This window comes from Metabacillus sp. GQ13, from assembly GCF_059758525.1.
In genome coordinates this window covers 195,374-211,442 of the sequence record NZ_JCAXET010000011.1, presented here as the reverse complement: position 1 = coordinate 211,442, position 16,069 = coordinate 195,374, and the positions used below count along the sequence as shown (strand labels likewise).

21 protein-coding genes and 2 pseudogenes are annotated in these 16,069 nt (G+C 32.9%); 5 read left to right on the top strand and 18 right to left on the bottom strand.

Annotated elements, in window-relative coordinates; translation table 11 throughout:
* Positions 1–76: 76 nt before the first annotated feature.
* The 6 genes from AC6CHR_RS15400 to AC6CHR_RS15375 form a co-directional block, all read right to left on the bottom strand.
* Positions 77–466, bottom strand: coding sequence for a YybH family protein (locus tag AC6CHR_RS15400; RefSeq protein WP_498249878.1), 390 nt, complete (start codon positions 464–466; stop codon positions 77–79).
* Positions 467–583: 117 nt separating this feature from the next.
* A complete protein-coding gene (locus AC6CHR_RS15395) occupies positions 584–709 on the bottom strand; it encodes a DUF4181 domain-containing protein (RefSeq protein ID WP_498249886.1) in 126 nt (41 codons plus the stop codon).
* A gap of 10 nt (positions 710–719) precedes the next feature.
* Positions 720–1,019 (bottom strand): hypothetical protein, encoded by a 300-nt coding sequence (locus tag AC6CHR_RS15390; protein ID WP_498249877.1) that lies wholly within the window; start codon positions 1,017–1,019, stop codon positions 720–722.
* A gap of 122 nt (positions 1,020–1,141) precedes the next feature.
* A complete protein-coding gene (locus AC6CHR_RS15385; RefSeq protein ID WP_498249876.1) occupies positions 1,142–1,657 on the bottom strand; it encodes a GNAT family N-acetyltransferase in 516 nt (171 codons plus the stop codon).
* Positions 1,658–1,831: 174 nt separating this feature from the next.
* Complete coding sequence (locus AC6CHR_RS15380; RefSeq protein ID WP_498249875.1) at positions 1,832–2,038, bottom strand: GNAT family N-acetyltransferase; 207 nt, start codon at positions 2,036–2,038, stop codon at positions 1,832–1,834.
* Positions 2,039–2,061: 23 nt separating this feature from the next.
* The gene (locus AC6CHR_RS15375) at positions 2,062–2,430 is read right to left on the bottom strand and encodes a GNAT family N-acetyltransferase (protein WP_498249874.1); all 369 of its coding nucleotides are present in this window, start codon (positions 2,428–2,430) and stop codon (positions 2,062–2,064) included.
* 272 nt (positions 2,431–2,702) lie between these two features.
* Here AC6CHR_RS15375 and AC6CHR_RS15370 point away from each other — a divergent pair, with 272 nt between their 5' ends.
* Positions 2,703–3,179, top strand: a complete 477-nt coding sequence (locus AC6CHR_RS15370; RefSeq protein ID WP_498249873.1) for a DinB family protein — start codon at positions 2,703–2,705, stop codon at positions 3,177–3,179.
* A gap of 97 nt (positions 3,180–3,276) precedes the next feature.
* Here the strand turns inward: AC6CHR_RS15370 and AC6CHR_RS15365 are convergent, their stop codons facing one another.
* From AC6CHR_RS15365 to AC6CHR_RS15340, 6 genes and pseudogenes are all read right to left on the bottom strand, one after another.
* Positions 3,277–3,471, bottom strand: coding sequence for a phosphatidate cytidylyltransferase (locus tag AC6CHR_RS15365; protein WP_498249885.1), 195 nt, complete (start codon positions 3,469–3,471; stop codon positions 3,277–3,279).
* 834 nt (positions 3,472–4,305) lie between these two features.
* Positions 4,306–4,827 (bottom strand): annotated as a pseudogene (locus AC6CHR_RS15360) (HAD-IC family P-type ATPase); the annotation flags it as partial.
* A 343-nt stretch (positions 4,828–5,170) separates the two neighbouring features.
* On the bottom strand, positions 5,171–5,407 hold the full coding sequence (locus tag AC6CHR_RS15355; protein ID WP_498249872.1) for a hypothetical protein: 237 nt from the start codon (positions 5,405–5,407) through the stop codon (positions 5,171–5,173).
* A gap of 244 nt (positions 5,408–5,651) precedes the next feature.
* Positions 5,652–5,855, bottom strand: a complete 204-nt coding sequence (locus AC6CHR_RS15350; RefSeq protein WP_498249871.1) for a hypothetical protein — start codon at positions 5,853–5,855, stop codon at positions 5,652–5,654.
* 36 nt (positions 5,856–5,891) lie between these two features.
* Positions 5,892–6,101, bottom strand: coding sequence for a hypothetical protein (locus AC6CHR_RS15345; protein WP_498249870.1), 210 nt, complete (start codon positions 6,099–6,101; stop codon positions 5,892–5,894).
* A 320-nt stretch (positions 6,102–6,421) separates the two neighbouring features.
* Positions 6,422–6,643: a hypothetical protein gene (locus AC6CHR_RS15340; protein ID WP_498249869.1), complete on the bottom strand. Its 222-nt coding sequence runs from the start codon at positions 6,641–6,643 to the stop codon at positions 6,422–6,424.
* Between the two features lie 608 nt (positions 6,644–7,251).
* On the opposite strand from AC6CHR_RS15340, the gene AC6CHR_RS15335 reads away from it, so the two are divergent.
* Positions 7,252–7,767, top strand: a complete 516-nt coding sequence (locus AC6CHR_RS15335; protein ID WP_498249868.1) for a hypothetical protein — start codon at positions 7,252–7,254, stop codon at positions 7,765–7,767.
* Positions 7,768–8,052: 285 nt separating this feature from the next.
* Here AC6CHR_RS15335 and AC6CHR_RS15330 read toward each other — a convergent pair whose 3' ends face one another.
* The 3 genes from AC6CHR_RS15330 to AC6CHR_RS15320 form a co-directional block, all read right to left on the bottom strand.
* Positions 8,053–8,181: a putative holin-like toxin gene (locus tag AC6CHR_RS15330; protein WP_498249867.1), complete on the bottom strand. Its 129-nt coding sequence runs from the start codon at positions 8,179–8,181 to the stop codon at positions 8,053–8,055.
* Positions 8,182–8,398: 217 nt separating this feature from the next.
* Positions 8,399–8,572, bottom strand: coding sequence for a hypothetical protein (locus AC6CHR_RS15325; protein ID WP_498249866.1), 174 nt, complete (start codon positions 8,570–8,572; stop codon positions 8,399–8,401).
* Positions 8,573–8,813: 241 nt separating this feature from the next.
* On the bottom strand, positions 8,814–9,245 hold the full coding sequence (locus AC6CHR_RS15320; protein WP_498249865.1) for a GNAT family N-acetyltransferase: 432 nt from the start codon (positions 9,243–9,245) through the stop codon (positions 8,814–8,816).
* A 242-nt stretch (positions 9,246–9,487) separates the two neighbouring features.
* Here AC6CHR_RS15320 and AC6CHR_RS15315 point away from each other — a divergent pair.
* Positions 9,488–10,533: pseudogene (locus AC6CHR_RS15315) on the top strand (IS110 family transposase).
* A gap of 1,108 nt (positions 10,534–11,641) precedes the next feature.
* Here the strand turns inward: AC6CHR_RS15315 and AC6CHR_RS15310 are convergent.
* The 3 genes from AC6CHR_RS15310 to AC6CHR_RS15300 all read right to left on the bottom strand — a co-directional run bounded on the left by AC6CHR_RS15310 (position 11,642) and on the right by AC6CHR_RS15300 (position 13,596).
* Complete coding sequence (locus AC6CHR_RS15310) at positions 11,642–12,115, bottom strand: GNAT family N-acetyltransferase (protein WP_498249864.1); 474 nt, start codon at positions 12,113–12,115, stop codon at positions 11,642–11,644.
* 49 nt (positions 12,116–12,164) lie between these two features.
* Complete coding sequence (locus AC6CHR_RS15305; protein ID WP_498249863.1) at positions 12,165–12,803, bottom strand: FMN-dependent NADH-azoreductase; 639 nt, start codon at positions 12,801–12,803, stop codon at positions 12,165–12,167.
* A 133-nt stretch (positions 12,804–12,936) separates the two neighbouring features.
* Complete coding sequence (locus AC6CHR_RS15300; RefSeq protein ID WP_498249862.1) at positions 12,937–13,596, bottom strand: FMN-dependent NADH-azoreductase; 660 nt, start codon at positions 13,594–13,596, stop codon at positions 12,937–12,939.
* Between the two features lie 208 nt (positions 13,597–13,804).
* On the opposite strand from AC6CHR_RS15300, the gene AC6CHR_RS15295 reads away from it, so the two are divergent.
* Together AC6CHR_RS15295 and AC6CHR_RS15290 are read left to right on the top strand one after the other, a co-directional pair.
* Positions 13,805–14,320 carry an RrF2 family transcriptional regulator gene (locus AC6CHR_RS15295; protein WP_498249861.1) on the top strand — a complete coding sequence of 172 codons (516 nt, stop codon included), beginning with the start codon at positions 13,805–13,807 and terminating at the stop codon, positions 14,318–14,320.
* A 411-nt stretch (positions 14,321–14,731) separates the two neighbouring features.
* A complete protein-coding gene (locus AC6CHR_RS15290; RefSeq protein WP_498249860.1) occupies positions 14,732–15,127 on the top strand; it encodes a hypothetical protein in 396 nt (131 codons plus the stop codon).
* The last annotated feature ends 942 nt before the right edge of the window (positions 15,128–16,069 follow it).

Below are 16,069 nucleotides of genomic sequence, written 5' to 3'. Positions count from 1 at the left end.
GAATTGAAGATCCTTTTTGTGCTTTTAAAGTAACTCACCCTTTATTTAAGTGCAAAGATTAACAAACTACTATTAATTATTTGTTAATTAAATCCGTACCATAGGAGTTATCGATGGCACAAATCCACTCACCCTGCGGATTTTTCCTAAACACGTATGTTGCTCGTCTATCCATAGAATATTCACTATCATTTTTATCAGCTTCGAGTAAGGTTTGGGATATAACTAAGGCAGTGTCACCGGCTTCTAAAATAATCATTTCCCCTTGTGTTGGGACAAGGCTGTTATTAAAATATCTTGCAATTTTAATAAATGCAGCTTTAATTTCGTCTTTACCTTGTGCAATCATACCTGGCTTTATAACCAAGATTGCATCATCAGTATAGTAATTCATCAATGTATCAAAATCTTCCTGTTTAATTGCGGTATCACATTTTTTAATAAATTCCTTTAATTCGTGTTCCATAACATCCCTCCTTACCTCAGTAATATTATATTTTATCCATTTATTACCGTTACCCTTATTGAGCTAACCTGCCAAGTTACATGACTAAGAAAAAGCGATACTGAATATTTTCTTTGTTTATACCATTCCAAAAAAATTAACCACTATAAATAATAAAATAACAATAAAAGCTAATTGACTAATTGTTAAAATATAGGAATTTGGATTTTTTGCGTCATTCCACTCGATTACAGCTGTTGCCAGAGCAACCAGTTTATATTCGTAAACTTTTGCACCTCTTATTTGAATGATATTCCCCTAATAAGAAGATGGCACACCAAACAATTACACCCGCAACGAAATAGCAAATGGTGCCTATTTTTTTCGTTTTACTATCCACTTCTGCTCTTTTTTCTAATACTTTGATATAGTCATAGATAACCCACAGACAGATAAAACCAATGAAACCAAATATATAATGTTCTGTTAAGTAATCTAACGAAATCACCGTTATGATTGCAAAGGCTATTACTAAAAATGCTATGAATAATAACCTCCCCCTAGTTTCATACAAATAAAAACTATACTATGGACAAGTTCCACAGTCCCTATTTGAATACCATATACAAAGCTAGTGCCTAGTGACTGCATAAAAGAATGGTTTTATTCCCACTAAGCACCCGATCGTTGAAGAAGCTAAGATGGCCACTCTTCTTTTAGGATCGCGTAGTAATACTCATCCCACCATTCATCACCGTATGGTATGCATTTCTTAAAAAACCCTTCTCTTCTCATTCCAATCTTCTCCATAATTCTATATGATGGAATATTCTCAGGCTGACAGGTAGCTACAATCCTATGGATATTCATTTTCTCAAACCCATATTTCAATATGGCAAGTGCAGCTTCAGAAGCATATCCTTTATTATAATATTTAGGATTGAATACCCAACCAATCTCATATGTATGACTGCCAAAAACCTTATGAAAAACAATGTGACCGACCAGTATATTATCTATCTTCAATATCACAGGAAAATTCTTAGGGATTTCACTACTGTTTTCATTCACAAATTCCTTTGCATCATCTTCAGAAAAAACACCCTCAGGAATGTACTTCATAACACTACTATTTGATGTGTACTCATAAACATCTTTCCAATCTTCGTAACTAAAATTACGTATACTTAATCTTTCAGTTGTTATATTCATAAATTTTCCACCTCCACTTATTGACTTCCATTTCTCTTAAAACTTTCCAGCCTAATTTCACTACCAGCTACGCTAGTGAAAAAGCGACTGTTCTTATTGAACAATCGCACCTGTTTGTTGAAGATGAAAAGTCTTTCCTTTTTCTATAAGGATAAGCACTCATTAACCTAATGATTATTTAAAAGTCGCTTCTTCATTTTGTTTATCAATAAATTCATCCTTTGTTAATCCAAATAAAATCATATCTAAATATTGTCCATTGGTATATATGACTTTTCGACGAACACCTTCTTGAACACAGCCAAGTTTCTTCATCATGTTCGCAGAACCCTCATTTCCTTCAAGAACAGCATCATTGAATTTATTAAGCCTTCGTTCCAAGAATGCATACTTTAAGAGAATCCTCATAGCCCTTTTACCATAGCCCTTACCACGATTTTTTTATCAATTACTATCCCTATACTAAATGTGCCATTCCTCTCGTCGATACTATTTAAATTGATACCACCTACATTGTCTCCATTCAAATTTTCAATTGTAAACATTATCCGTCCATTTGTTGAAGAGAAATCAACATATCCTTCTGTGAATTTTTGTGCCTCTGCAATTGTAGGTGGTAATTCAACAGCACATTCTAAAAGACGACGTCCAGGGGTATCAAATCGATTTATGTAATGACCTTCCCAATCTTCAGGTTGTATCGCACGTAATCGGATTTCCTCATCCTGCCAAAAATAATTGTTATAATCGATTTCTCGTATTTTATTTTCCATAGCAATATAACTCCTTGCTTTTTTATAGGTTACTCCTAATTAACTTATATAGTTCTTTTTCTCCATTGCTAATTCCTTTATTAAAAAAGGCACTTTTATTTTCTTATTCAACAAACCTGCTCCTTTAGTTGAAGATACCCAGAAGGATCAAATGAATACTGTATTCAAAACTAGTGTTAACACAATGCTTTTTCTAGGAAGTTGCAACTATATTTTTTTTCGTTTTTTGCTGGTATAATATGGTTGATTTAGTTAATGAGAGGGGTTAAAAGATGGATCAACTTTTATTCAAGCAATTTGAGATGACAAGGGAATACTTAAGCAAGATTGTAGAGTCCATTTCTCAGGAGCAAACTGAAGTGCAGCCAGATGGTTTTAATAACACAATTCATTGGCATACAGGTCACATTTTAACAATTGCTGAACAAACTATGTTTGGTTTCCCTCATGTAACAACTCACCTTCCTACGAATTATTTGGAATTGTTTGGAACCGGTACAAAACCAGCTGATTGGATAGGGGATATACCTGCTATGAAACAGCTTGTTGAACAGTTGAAAGATCAATTAACTCGTTTAAAGCAAATTCCTACTGAACAACTAGATCAGAATTTAAATACACCATTCCTAGGGTGTAAGACTGTTGGAGAGCTTGCATGTTTTACATTAATACACGAAGCAGCTCATATGGGGCAAATTCAAGCAATGAAGCGTATGATTGAACATATAAGTGTTAAAAACGGGATTTAAACAAAGTGTTATATTAAGAAGAAAAAACCAGTCTAATAAAACTGGTTTTTTCCTTTGTATACGCTATACAGATCTAGTTAATATATGAAATATCCAACTATCTAACCCGATCCAATCTACCACCGTGACCAGGTAGGATTTTTCCAGAACCCTTTATTCCGAAATGACGTTTGAGAGCCGATTCGACTAAATCACCTACTTGTCCAGCTGTTGACACAAACAATTGCAGAGATAACAGAAAAGGAACTTGAAGACAATAAACAAATAGACAATTAATAAAAAGTTCACTTATTAGGTTGCCTTAGCTCTATATTCAGCCGATTTCACCTTTAATGACACCGAATTTTGTTCCTCTTTTAGTTTACCCTCAAAAAATCTGTAAAGGATACGACTGGACAACAGTAAATGGGTAATTTTCATCAAATGCACTGATCTGAAATAATTAACATGGAAGTCATTAGAGAAATCGATCCAACAAAAACAGCAGCGACTTTTTTGACATGTAAAAAGTGCCAAACAATAACTGATGGCACTCATTTAATCTCCTGGTTTTCTTCTTATCACTTCTTTAGACAATCTTGACTTAGATGGTAATCAGACTAAATCAGGATACTTCTTCTCCTTCATTTTCCCTTTATCCTTAAACTTGTTACTTAGGATAGAATTGCTAAAATTTGCTTAATACTAAGTGATTGTCTTAGGCACTATAAATGTTGAGAGAAAATTGTAGCAGTATAAAATATATATGTGTTTTATAACCTGCCTAGCGAAGTAACTGATGAATCCATATACGTATTAATTCAATTTTGTATACGATCTTATTCAATTAAATGGCCCGATTGTTGAATAAAATACTGGATTTTTTTAAAAACAATTTTATTGTTATATGAAAGAACAGTACGCATATATTTGATAGAAAATGCGAATTAATGAAAGGAAAACAAATAGCAAAATAAAGTTTGATCATTTCTTTTTCAACTTAAGCAACCGTTGCTTTAAGTACAAATCTTCTAAATCTGCTTAATCGTTCCAGAAAAGGGCGATGTCTTGTTAAAGTATCGCATCGAATTAATAGAATCAGTAGATTCAACAAAGCTAGATTAAACTTGGGAAATAAATTACGTTTTTAACCTTTTACTTTCAATAGGCGTAGTGCATTTAAAATGACAATTATGGCAGCACCCGTATCACTTAGCACGGCTATCCACAATGTTAGCCATCCAGGGAAGATTAAAGCTAGGGCAATAAACTTTACAATTAAAGAAAACCATATGTTTTGTTTTATTATTTTTAATGCCCTCCTACTGAGTTTAATTGTATGTGGCAGCTTTTCAAGATTGTCAGCCATTAAAACAATATCAGCTGTTTCCATTGCTGTATCTGTTCCAGCACCACCCATTGCAATCCCCAAATCAGCCGTTGCAAGTGCTGGTGCATCATTTATACCGTCTCCAACCATTGCTACTTTATAACCTTCTTTTTGTAACTGCTTAATAGAATTAACTTTATCCTCTGGCATTAATTCAGCAAAATGACGGTCAATAGGAGCTTCAGAGGCAATCATTTTAGCCGTTCCTTCATTATCCCCAGTCAACATTACGGTTTGATCAATGCCAATTTGTTTTAAACCATTTAAGGCATTAACCGTGTTGTGAGTGTTTTTTTCTAAGAGGTACTATAGCAAAGATTTTATGAATGACCTTTGAGGTGGCTATTACTTCAGTCTTTTTTTTATATCATAACTTGTTTGATAGGGAACGTTAATCATTTTAGTACTATATACGCTAAATTTCGAGACAAATAAACTAACAAAGGTGATTAGTCTTTAATAGAATAGTATAGAACTAGAATAAAATGTAATTTATTTCTTTACAAAAGAGGTGAGAACGTGTCTAGCTTTCGCAAAAAGGTAAAAAAAGTATATCGTAAATCTAATGATAACAATAGTCATAGCAATAATACATGGAAATGTGAATTTAACACCATTATTATTAAAGGTGACAATAATATAATAAATTTTTCTCCATCAACCTAATGGTAACTACTCTTTTTATGGAAAAACACCGTTGATTGATATTATCAACGGTGTAAGAGGAGAATGTGCGAACTCCATAATTAAAGTTCGGATTTCCAGCTGCAAGTGACAAGGCTAATTGAACAACATAATCTAATGTGACATTTACTAAACCAAAAGTAGTTGTAGCTTCCCCATACATTGTTGAACACATAATACTCGTGAAATAAAGCGTCTCATACGGAGTGGAAGTTATTCACCCTGCAGTCAAAGAAGGCATTATCAATCATATAAACAAATTAACACTAACTCTACACATCGCATACTATTAAAATTCCATCTGTTTTCATGTGAAATTTAGTCTTCATTTTTTAAGATCATATATTTGTATAAATCTAGTTAACACAATTGGATGTTATAGGCACTAAAAAAGGATCATCGATTGAAGAACCTTTTTGTTACAATAGATTAGGTAGAAAAATAAATAATGTAGCAATACCTAAACTAATACAAAAATCCGTTTTCCATGTTGTTTTAGCTAATGGGCTCCATTTCACTTTGCCTAACAATGAAAACATTCTTGCAATGATAAACGTAATTAAAAATACTCCTATCCAAGCTACAAGGATTGGCATTGTATAAGTTATATTAGAAGGACCCATATTGTCATCTCCTTAAAATTTAATTAATGATTTTAATTATTTTTTATATTTTTTGGACAAAAATACAAATAGAACTATGATGAATGCAATAATTATTGAGTATTTTAAAATCATAAAGAAAAAATCTGGGTAAGAAGTATCTTCAGGAGAAACCATGCCATTTACATCTGTTGTCATTCTTACTCTATCTATCAAAACTAACAACAATGAAAAAGAAGTAATAAATGAATATAAAGTTCTTTCCAACTAATCCCCCTTATATCTTTTTCTTGTTTATCTTACCATAAAAACCCAACTACTTTGCTGATTGCTCTCAAATGAATACTCACTACAAATCTAGTTAACATAAAGCCAATTTTAAGAAGCTTGCAAAAGAGCCAAACCCTTGATAGGTAAGGGTTTGGCTCTTTTTCCATTTTTTATCCTTTATACATGATTTTATTCATCGTTGATTTATCAACGTTTCTTGCTTTAGAAGCCTGGTGGTTGTATAAAAAAGGGAGGTCTTAGTCATTCTCTTATTGCACTAAAGCAACATCTAATGAAACAAGGCAATCAGTCATACTTCACCTATTTGTTTTTATATTTGAGAGGTATCTGACAATGAACTGGACAAAAATACTCGTTAATAGCCATATAACAACACCAAAAATACTAATACTAAATTGATCTGTTTGGATATTAAATACCTTTAACACATCAACATCCATGAGATATCCGATAAATGTATATATTAATAATACTGCTATTACTATTAAATATTCTGTTTTTTTAAAATTCATTACCATCATAGATACTCTCCTACTACCGGGTTTCACTATATAATCCACATCCTTTATTAAGTATTAGGTGAAGAACTAAATTCTCTTTTGGTTACAAAATAGATTCGACATACGGCTTTATTTTTCTTTCCAAAAATCCTCTATTTCTAACTCTTCATCAAGCATTCTTTTTAATTGACCTTCAACAACATCAGGATAATAACACCAGAATCAAAACATTCACATCACGTTATGTAGCTGTCGTTTTAAAAGATGGTCAATCAGAAAGTCTTTCATATTGACGACTAATCCATTCTTTTTTTAGGTCTTCCTACGATAAATAAACCACGTTCTCTACATATTAATAGCTTGATCATCTACTGCCATTTCAACGATCATCCATACGACAATCAATCAATTTTATTATTTATTCGTTGGTATGACTTAGATATCCTTCTTATGATCATGATCGTAAACTTTTATCGATCAACCCGATAATCGATATTGCTATTATCGTTTATAGACATATATGAAAAACCTATATCTATTAATGAATCTTTTTTACATAATTTACATATTTAGAATTTTCAACTATAATACTTGATGGAAATAAATAGAATTTTGGGGGACTAACAATGAAAAAGTTATGGTTTTTAGTATCTGCATTAACATTAACAATTGGTTTAACAGCATGTTCTGATGAAAGTGGTGGAGAAACGACAGATCAGGAGGAAACAGCAGAGAAAGCAACTGATACCACAAAAGATGCTAAAAGAGAAATGGTGAAGTTCTATATGACACTAGTAAAAACGATTAATGATAAAGATGCTGATTTAAATGCTTATGAATTGTCTGAAGATACGCCTACTTCTGAAATGAAAATAAAAGCAAGCAAAGCAGCACTTGCTACTACAGTAGAACTAAAAAATATTCAAATTTCAGAAGAACTAAAAAATTATAAAGCAGATTTAGATGCAGCATTAAAGGATATAAATAACTCATACGAAGCGAAAGCAGAGGAATTGAAAAAGAACGAACCATCTCTTGATGCAATAAATAAGACTTTCATTCAAGGTGAAGAAAAGCTTGGAAAAGTGTTTGAAAGCTTAGGATTAAATAAATCAAGATTATATTTAGAAGTGAATAGTTAATTATTACCAACTTACTAGAATGACCGTTACGATCTATCGTGACTGGTTTTTTCAGTTGTATAAACCACGTTCTCTAATTGGACAAATTGAGGGCGTATGAAAATGGCGACCTTAGTAACTATCTTTGATTTTTTACTTGCTAAAATACCAAACTGTTTGAATAAATTCTCATCAATTTTAGAATCCATATAAAAAGCACCATGATTACCATCTATACCTTAAATCAACAATTTTTTCATTTTCAATAATACATTCTTCTAATAATGAGTAAACTAAGTTTATATCTTAGAACCTGATTAGCACAACATAAACCCTCTTGTAAAGAGGAAAGCAAACTAAATAGTGAATGGTAGAATGGGCAATTATCAACATTGCAAAGCTTATCATCAAGCGAATTGCTTGAAAAGTTGTCATAAGCATTCACCTCCTTTCTAACTAGGAGGTTGAATTGCTTCCACTCTTAACTCCGACATAGTTCCATTAATGCGATTCACTCTATTTTTTAAAACGAATGGGATGGGTCCTTTTATTGTCATTTTTCGGAGTTATAGAAGTTTATTTTCATAGTAGTTCAATAACTAACTTTAGTATATAAAAAGGCTCCTTAATTAGGAGCAATTGTGATTACTTTTTAAGCGATGAAATTTTGAAAAAGATTGACGGTCAAAATTGTTGTTAACAAGCACCCAAAGGAAGTTAATAATATCATTTTTCTATTGTCTTGCTTGCCTTCAGGTTTAATTAATTCATAAATTTGTACAATCCATACCGCCATAGTTACAAGGGCAAGAATCCCGATGGACAAAACACTCACCTCCTAAAGGATATTCATACTTGTAGTTTATTTTAGCATAAAAAGAGAAACCAGTTTTTTGGGGGAAATCTATTTATTTCTCAGTATGACCAAACTGTTTGGTTACTTGTTCAACTAAACTTCCACTTTTGTTAAAGAACGATAAAGAAAAAGGCTACCGTAGCAACCCATATTATACTTCAACTCTTGCACCCGTTAGTGAAAAAAAGAGAAACTTATTTTCAAGGCATAATTAAATATTCTTTAAATCCTTTTTCAAGTAATAATGCTTAAATTCTCTACCCACATTATCTATACTTCCGAAAACTTGATAACCATTCTTTTTATAGAAATCTAATGCTTGAAAACTCAAAGTATCTACTTTTATGAAATCACATTCTTTTTCCAAAGCGATTTTTTCAAGCTCTGATAATAATTTAGTTCCATACCCTGATTTTCTTATGTCCTCATCTAACATAAAGGTATGAATCTCCAACCAATTCCAACATATCTCACTAAGGATTCCACCACGAACAGTGCCGTTATCATCCTTAAGAAATAGACAGATTTCTTCATATCTACCTCCCAAATCTTTTGGAAAGTGCTTTAAATTAAACCTGTAAAGTTCATCGTCAATATGTTGTTTATCCTTATTATTTAATTCTTTACTAATATGAAGTGTCATTGTACATTTCTCCTATTGTATCGTTTTATATAATAATTCTGGCAATAAATGTTCAATACCTTCTTCTCTCACTAAACTGCTTCTTTAGTTCAATAAGAAAATGCACTACTCCTTCTTGAAGTAATGCACCCGTTAGCATTCCTGTAGAACGTTATGATTAAGGTTTGAAAAAATAGAGCCCCTCAGTAAGATAAGAGTATAGACACCACTCTATTACTCAAATTCTAAGGAGGAGCTCTTATATGAAGTTTAAAATGCAAGACAAACAAAATCAACTAATTGAAAGAATTTCCGATAAACATTTGGTTGTTGGTGTAGACATTGCCCAACAAACACATGTGGCACGAGCTGTAAATTATCGTGGTATTGTAATCGGAGATCCTCTACCTTTTGAAAATAACGAAGATGGATTTGCGAGGTTACTAGAATGGATTCAACAATTAAAAATCACGAAATTCCTTGATACAGAAATCGTTGGTATGGAACCTACAGGCCATTATTGGTTAAATCTGTCCCAGTGGCTTTACGATCGAAATATTGATGTGGTATCAGTTAATCCCCATCTTGTTAAAAAGAATAAAGAAAACAGAGATAATACGCAATCCAAAAGTGACAAAAAAGACGCTTTAGTTATCGCTGATATGGTGAAGAATGGATACTATTCCTTTATACGTCCAACTACAGAGGCTTTTGAAAAGCTGAGAGTACTAATGTCTAACCGAGATACCATTGTTAAACGACATGTCAGTACTGCGAACCAAATCCACCGTTGGGTTGATATTATTTTTCCGGAGCTGAGACAAGTTTTTAAAGACGTTACATGTAAAGGTGCGATCGCTACTCTTCGTTTATTCCCTACACCAAAAGAATTACGCTCGATGGAAGCTATGGATATCGTTACAGGGTGGAGAAAGAGGATGAAGCGTCAACCTGGTATGAAAAAAGCCGAAGCACTTGTTAAACTAGCTAAGAATTCTGTTGGTAATGATAAAGCACATGATGCCTATAAATTTCACCTAAAACAATTACTTGAAGAATTCGATCTTGCCACAAGAGAGGAAGGTCTCGTTTAAGGAGATTTTTATACCTAGCAACAATGTGCCTTGTGATGAACAACCCTGAGTTCAGAGAGATTCATGCCCACAATGTCAAAGTAAAAAGGATGAAAAAAATGAAATCTATCATGAAACTGATTGGTAAGTTTGCAAGAATAATAGTTGGAATTGCCCGAAGTAATGAACCCTATTGGGCAGAAAAAGTAAACCCTTCGGCACCTTTAGCAGCATAAGTGAATTACCGTATAACTGAACATGTGAAATAGTAAATGTTGCCTTATTGAATGTTGGCTTATTCGTAGGATTTCAAAGAAAGCACGGAGTACTGGAATACTTAAACACAAGGGCACAGACCCATTCCGTTAGCAAAACCGGCCTCCACCCCTTGGATAGGCATGACGAAGGAATGAAAGGGCATTAGACCTGTTGAGACATGGGAGGGAAAGCCTCCAGGGGCGGAGTGGAGAATCGTGCATTATATGGTAAAAGATGGAGTTGCCACTTACTCCTCTATTCCCGCATGCCTTCATGTAGCCTTTATGCTCAATACTCATTCCACTTATCCGTCATTGTTCTTACTAGTGGTTTGAAATCCTGCGAATAAGCGAGTATTTAAGAGATATATGAATCTAACTGAGGGAGTTTAAGTACAATACTTCACAAACTAAATTTGGAATAAGAAAAAGAGGTGCCACAGCTACCTCCGTTGTTCAACTCAAGCTCCCTATAGTTAAATAAGGTCAATGAGTTTTGTCCATAAAAATGGTATCGACAATCTTATTAATGTGAATTTCTGCTGTATTTAATGGATGGATATTTCCGTTTTGCACCTTGGTCGCTGGAGTCAGACTAACGGTCGGGCTCTATGGCACCATAGTGTATCGACCTTCCTCGCCAGCCATTAAAACAGTATGGACTGTATAATCCATTTTCATTCTCTGTGGTGCAGCGCCGATTTTGTGCTGCATGGAGGGCTAACGGGGCAGTTTAGTATAATAAGGGGGTACAAATCAAAAAACGCGAATTTTGTACGCTAAGACAACTTCAAATTAAAAATAGCCGATATCCTATACGCTAAGGAATATAGGATTTAAAAATGATAGATACCCTTATTTAGATGAATTATTAAAGGTTTTAAGTAACGAAAACACAATAGTTAAGACTGCAGATACAACATTTCGTTTTGTTCCTGCAGCAATAGAACTTTTAACTATAAATAAATTATAACTAGAAAAACAAGTCTTTCTCTAACAGGGAAGGACTTGTTTTTTTAGAAATGTTTTAAATGATTGCCGATAATACCTGTAATGTAAACCTCACATAAAAATAATATAATGTTCCTTATTTAACTAGCGAGGAGGTCATTTTATTCATTTGTATTGAGTAATGAATCCATCGTTCAGAAGTAGCACCCATCTTTTCGTAAAAACGTTGGGCACGTTTATTATCATGTGCAGTCAACCATGACATATAAGCATAGTCATTTTCGTTAGCAAAATTATTACATGCTTGGAAAAGCTCATTAGCAACATCTGTACCCCTTGCTTCTTCTGTAACATATAAATCATTTAATATCGCTACTTTTTGTGCAAATAGTGTATCGTATGTGAAGTATAATGTAGCAAAACCAACTAACTTTTCATTTTGTTCTACAACAAATTGAGTTCCTTCCTTTTGCTTAAGTAGTGTATAAAAAAGTTGATGAACTTTTTCCATTGGTGGTTCTGGTCTTTGGTAAAAGTCAACGATATACTCATACATTAGTTCAGTTAATTGATTAATATCTTTAGTTTCAGTTTTTCTAACATTAGCCATTATAATTTCTCTCCCATCTAACTAAGAGTGAGTCAAACAAACATAGTTATTAAAAAGCCGTAGCACACATTTCTGCATCTGATATAGCTTTGCGAATAATATCATCTGCTCTCTCTCGGTCAAAGGCATGTCCTTCGACATATAATACTTCCACATCATGTATACCTATGATATTAAGCACTTGTTTTAAATACGGATGACTATGATCCATTTTCGCAAAAGGTTCTTGCGAGTAAATTCCGCCACTTACTTGAATATGAATAGCTTTTTTATCTTTCAAATGTCCAACAGGACCATTCTCAGTGTAATGAAATGTTTTTCCTACTACTACAAAGGAATCAATAAATGCTTTTAATTGTGGTGGAGTTCCCCAGTTCCACATAGGAGATACAAATACATATTTGTCAGCGCTCGCTACCATGTCTGTAAATTTATTTAAAGCGTTGATTTTTTGCTGTTCTACTTGACTCAACTCTGAAAATGTAATTCCCTCTCCACGCATTCTGTCCCAGCCGTTAAGGATATCACGATCAACTATTGGAAACTCCTCTTCATATAAATTTATTTCCTTAATCTCATCATTTGCATGAGATTGGCAATAAGCTTTAAGAAAAGCCTGTCCTACTTTATGACCAACGGAATTTTCAACTGATTTTGGATTAGCAGTAATGTATAGAACTTTTACCATGTTATACCCAATTCCCCTTTTTGTTAAAATCATGATTAATTTAAAAATACAGGAGTTTTCACTCACTCTGAACTTTGAGTTTAATGATAGCTTGAGCCAGTGCGCCAACCGGTTGCACTGGCAACTATAATTTTCATGACATTAGTGTTTTTTTCTTAGTAACCAACCTCGAAGCAGCTTCCTCAGCTTCTTTATATGCTTTTTGTAATACTTCATTTGGTTCCAGTAAAGCAGTTCCCTGCGCCCGAATGACTTGATAATCTTCAATACCAATGAAATTGAACATTGACTTCAAGTATTTTTGGGAGTAATCAACTTCTGCATACCAATCATTATTTGTATAGATTGACCCACTTGCCTGTATGATAAGCATTCTTCGTCCGTCTTTAAGCAATCCCACTGACCCATTTTCAGTATATTTAAAAGTTTCACGTGCGATTAAGATATTATCCATATAATCTTTTAATTTTGATGGAATATTAAAATTATGCAACGGTAAAACGATGACATACGTATCTGCACTTTTAAATTGTTTTAAAATCTCGGACATACGATCTGTTACTTTTTGTTCTTGGTTAGTTAGCTCTTGTCCTTTTCTTTGTTTTTCCCAAGCGCTTAAAACTGTTTTATCTATCATAGGCACTACATCACTGTACAGGTTAATCTGTTCAATTGCTTCGCTATCAGGAATTAATTCTTTATAAGCTTTCAAAAAGTGGTTAAAAACCTGCAAGCTAAATGAAGAAGTATCATTTACTTTTGGATGTGCGTTAATCAAAAGTGTTTTATTCATTGTATTTCTCCTTTATAATGAATTTTAAGACACAATTAAAGACTAAGTTAATCGTCGATTATGTCTGTCATTAATATAAACACTATAATTATTATTGTCAAATTAGATTAAAGAATATGTTAAAAGAGATTTTTATATTTGACAAACACACTAAATACTCCTAAGATTCAATTTGATAACCCTAAAAACCAAAAGCAGGTGAGTTTATATGCATTATAGTGTCGGGGTTGAATATACGTTACATTGTCTTGTTTATTTAATTGATGTTCCCTCAAAGAAGAGTGTTGGAATAAAAGATTTGGCAGAATTCCAAGGACTTTCGGAGACATTTCTTTCAAAAGTTTTCGGTAAATTATCTAAAGCTGGCATTGTAAGTTCTGTCCCTGGTGTAAAGGGAGGATATAAGTTAGCTAAGTCCCCAGAAGATATTTCCTTTTGGGATGTAATAGAAGCTGTCGAAGGAGCAAAACCTATTTTTCAATGTAAAAATATTGTAAAGAATGGTCTACTATATCGAGACCAGGACTGCAATTCCTGCGAATCAAGCAATTCTTCTTGTACAATTAACTTGGTAATGCTTGAGGCGGAAGAAAACATGCGTGAGTTTCTCCGTAATAAGACTCTTGCATGGTTAGATAAGGAGCTTAACCTTGTTTTACCTGAAAAACTAAGGAGAGATACTCGAGAATACTTCACAAAAAAAAGCTCTGCTAAATCGCCTTGACGAATTAGGTAGAGCTTTTTTTTGATTTTTAAAATAGACAATCATTTACATAACTTGAATTCTTTACCTTTACTGAAGTTCCTTAATGAACTATCCTGCCCCGTTACTTCAATAAGAAAAACCATACTTCCCTCTTCAAGTATGGCACCCGTTTGTTTAACAAGATAAAAGACTAACAGCAGTTCAGCTATAATACCTAATTCCAGTCATCATAAATCCTCAATGGTTGAATATATTGCATTTAGAGTAATTAAAATTAAGTACAGCACCATACCATAGACACTCCCACTGTAAAGGAATCCAATAATACTACCAAATATCCAAGTAAAACATAGTTTTATTCATTTGGCTTTATTAAAGTATTTTGTTTATTTCAAACTAAAAATATCTCAATTGAATAAGGAGGGGAAAATGAAAAAATTAATTAGCATTAGACTGGCAAGTAATATAATAATCACCATTAATACAATAGCGCTTTTAATGCATGTCCTTATACTTCTAAATATTTTGCCACATGATTTTGTATGGGGAGGACGATTAAAAAGTGAGATAGATTTAATCATATTTGAAAGCATATCCATAGTTTTGCAAGCACTATTTATTTCAATTATTGCTGTAAAAGCAGGATATGTTTTCAAAGGAAAGTTCAAAAGAACGGTGAATGTCGGTACATGGGTAATGTTTGGACTTATGTTGCTTAATACAATAGGTAATTTAGCTTCAAGTTCTGGCTTGGAAACAATGGTAATGACTCCATTAACTATTGTGCTTGCTCTTTTGGTATTCAGATTAGCGATTGAAAAGTAAAATTAAAAAAGACCGAAAAAAACGATCTTTTTCCTTTGGCTAAAAATCAACAACAAACGATAACATAGCCATTGATTTAAAAAACCTTTCCCTTTTTCTATCCGAATGTTAATAATTCTTATTGTACTAACACAACTCATACTATTTTATTAAAAATTATTTCCTTCTAAGCCAAATAAATATCCCAATAAGAATTGGTAATATTGCAAAGAGAATGAAAAATAAATTTCCAATGCTCATTCCAATAAAAAATAACAAAATACCGTACAAGGGACTAATGACAAATGTAAATAAATATTTAAGTATTTTAATTTCAATCAATTTAAAGACAATAAAACTATACGAAATAACACAGATAGCTAACAATAAAGCCATCATTTTTAATCACTTCCTTTGAGGGAGGCATCTTCTAACTCATTTATTCCCAATCATTTCTATTTTCTTGAACTATCTTGCCCGATAGTTCAACAAGATAACACAGAAACAGACGTATAGTCTATACAAAAGTAGTTTACATAATGCGATATTATCGGCATTGTAAAAAGATGATGAAACCTAAGCCATTCATAGATTGTATTAGAAGTATTAGGTATTTTTAATAAGATAGATTTATAACTAGTATTTATTTGTTTAATGGTATTTAAATTCACGTTGATAAACAGAGACAACAATCGATTGTCCGGCACTCCTTACGAATACTTGAAAGTTTAGGATATACTGTTTCATTACAGGAACCTGAAATATCTTAAGCCAGTGACATATCACACCCATATATAGATGAATTAGGGGGCTCTCCCCTTTTTTAAAAATGAATGAGCTACCTCCACTTTAGTATTATCTTTTTCCTTAAATTACAGAGGGTTATTTTCATAGTAGTTGAATAACGATATAGAAAAGGGCTGCCGTAGCAATCCATATTATTATTCAACTCAATCACCTGTT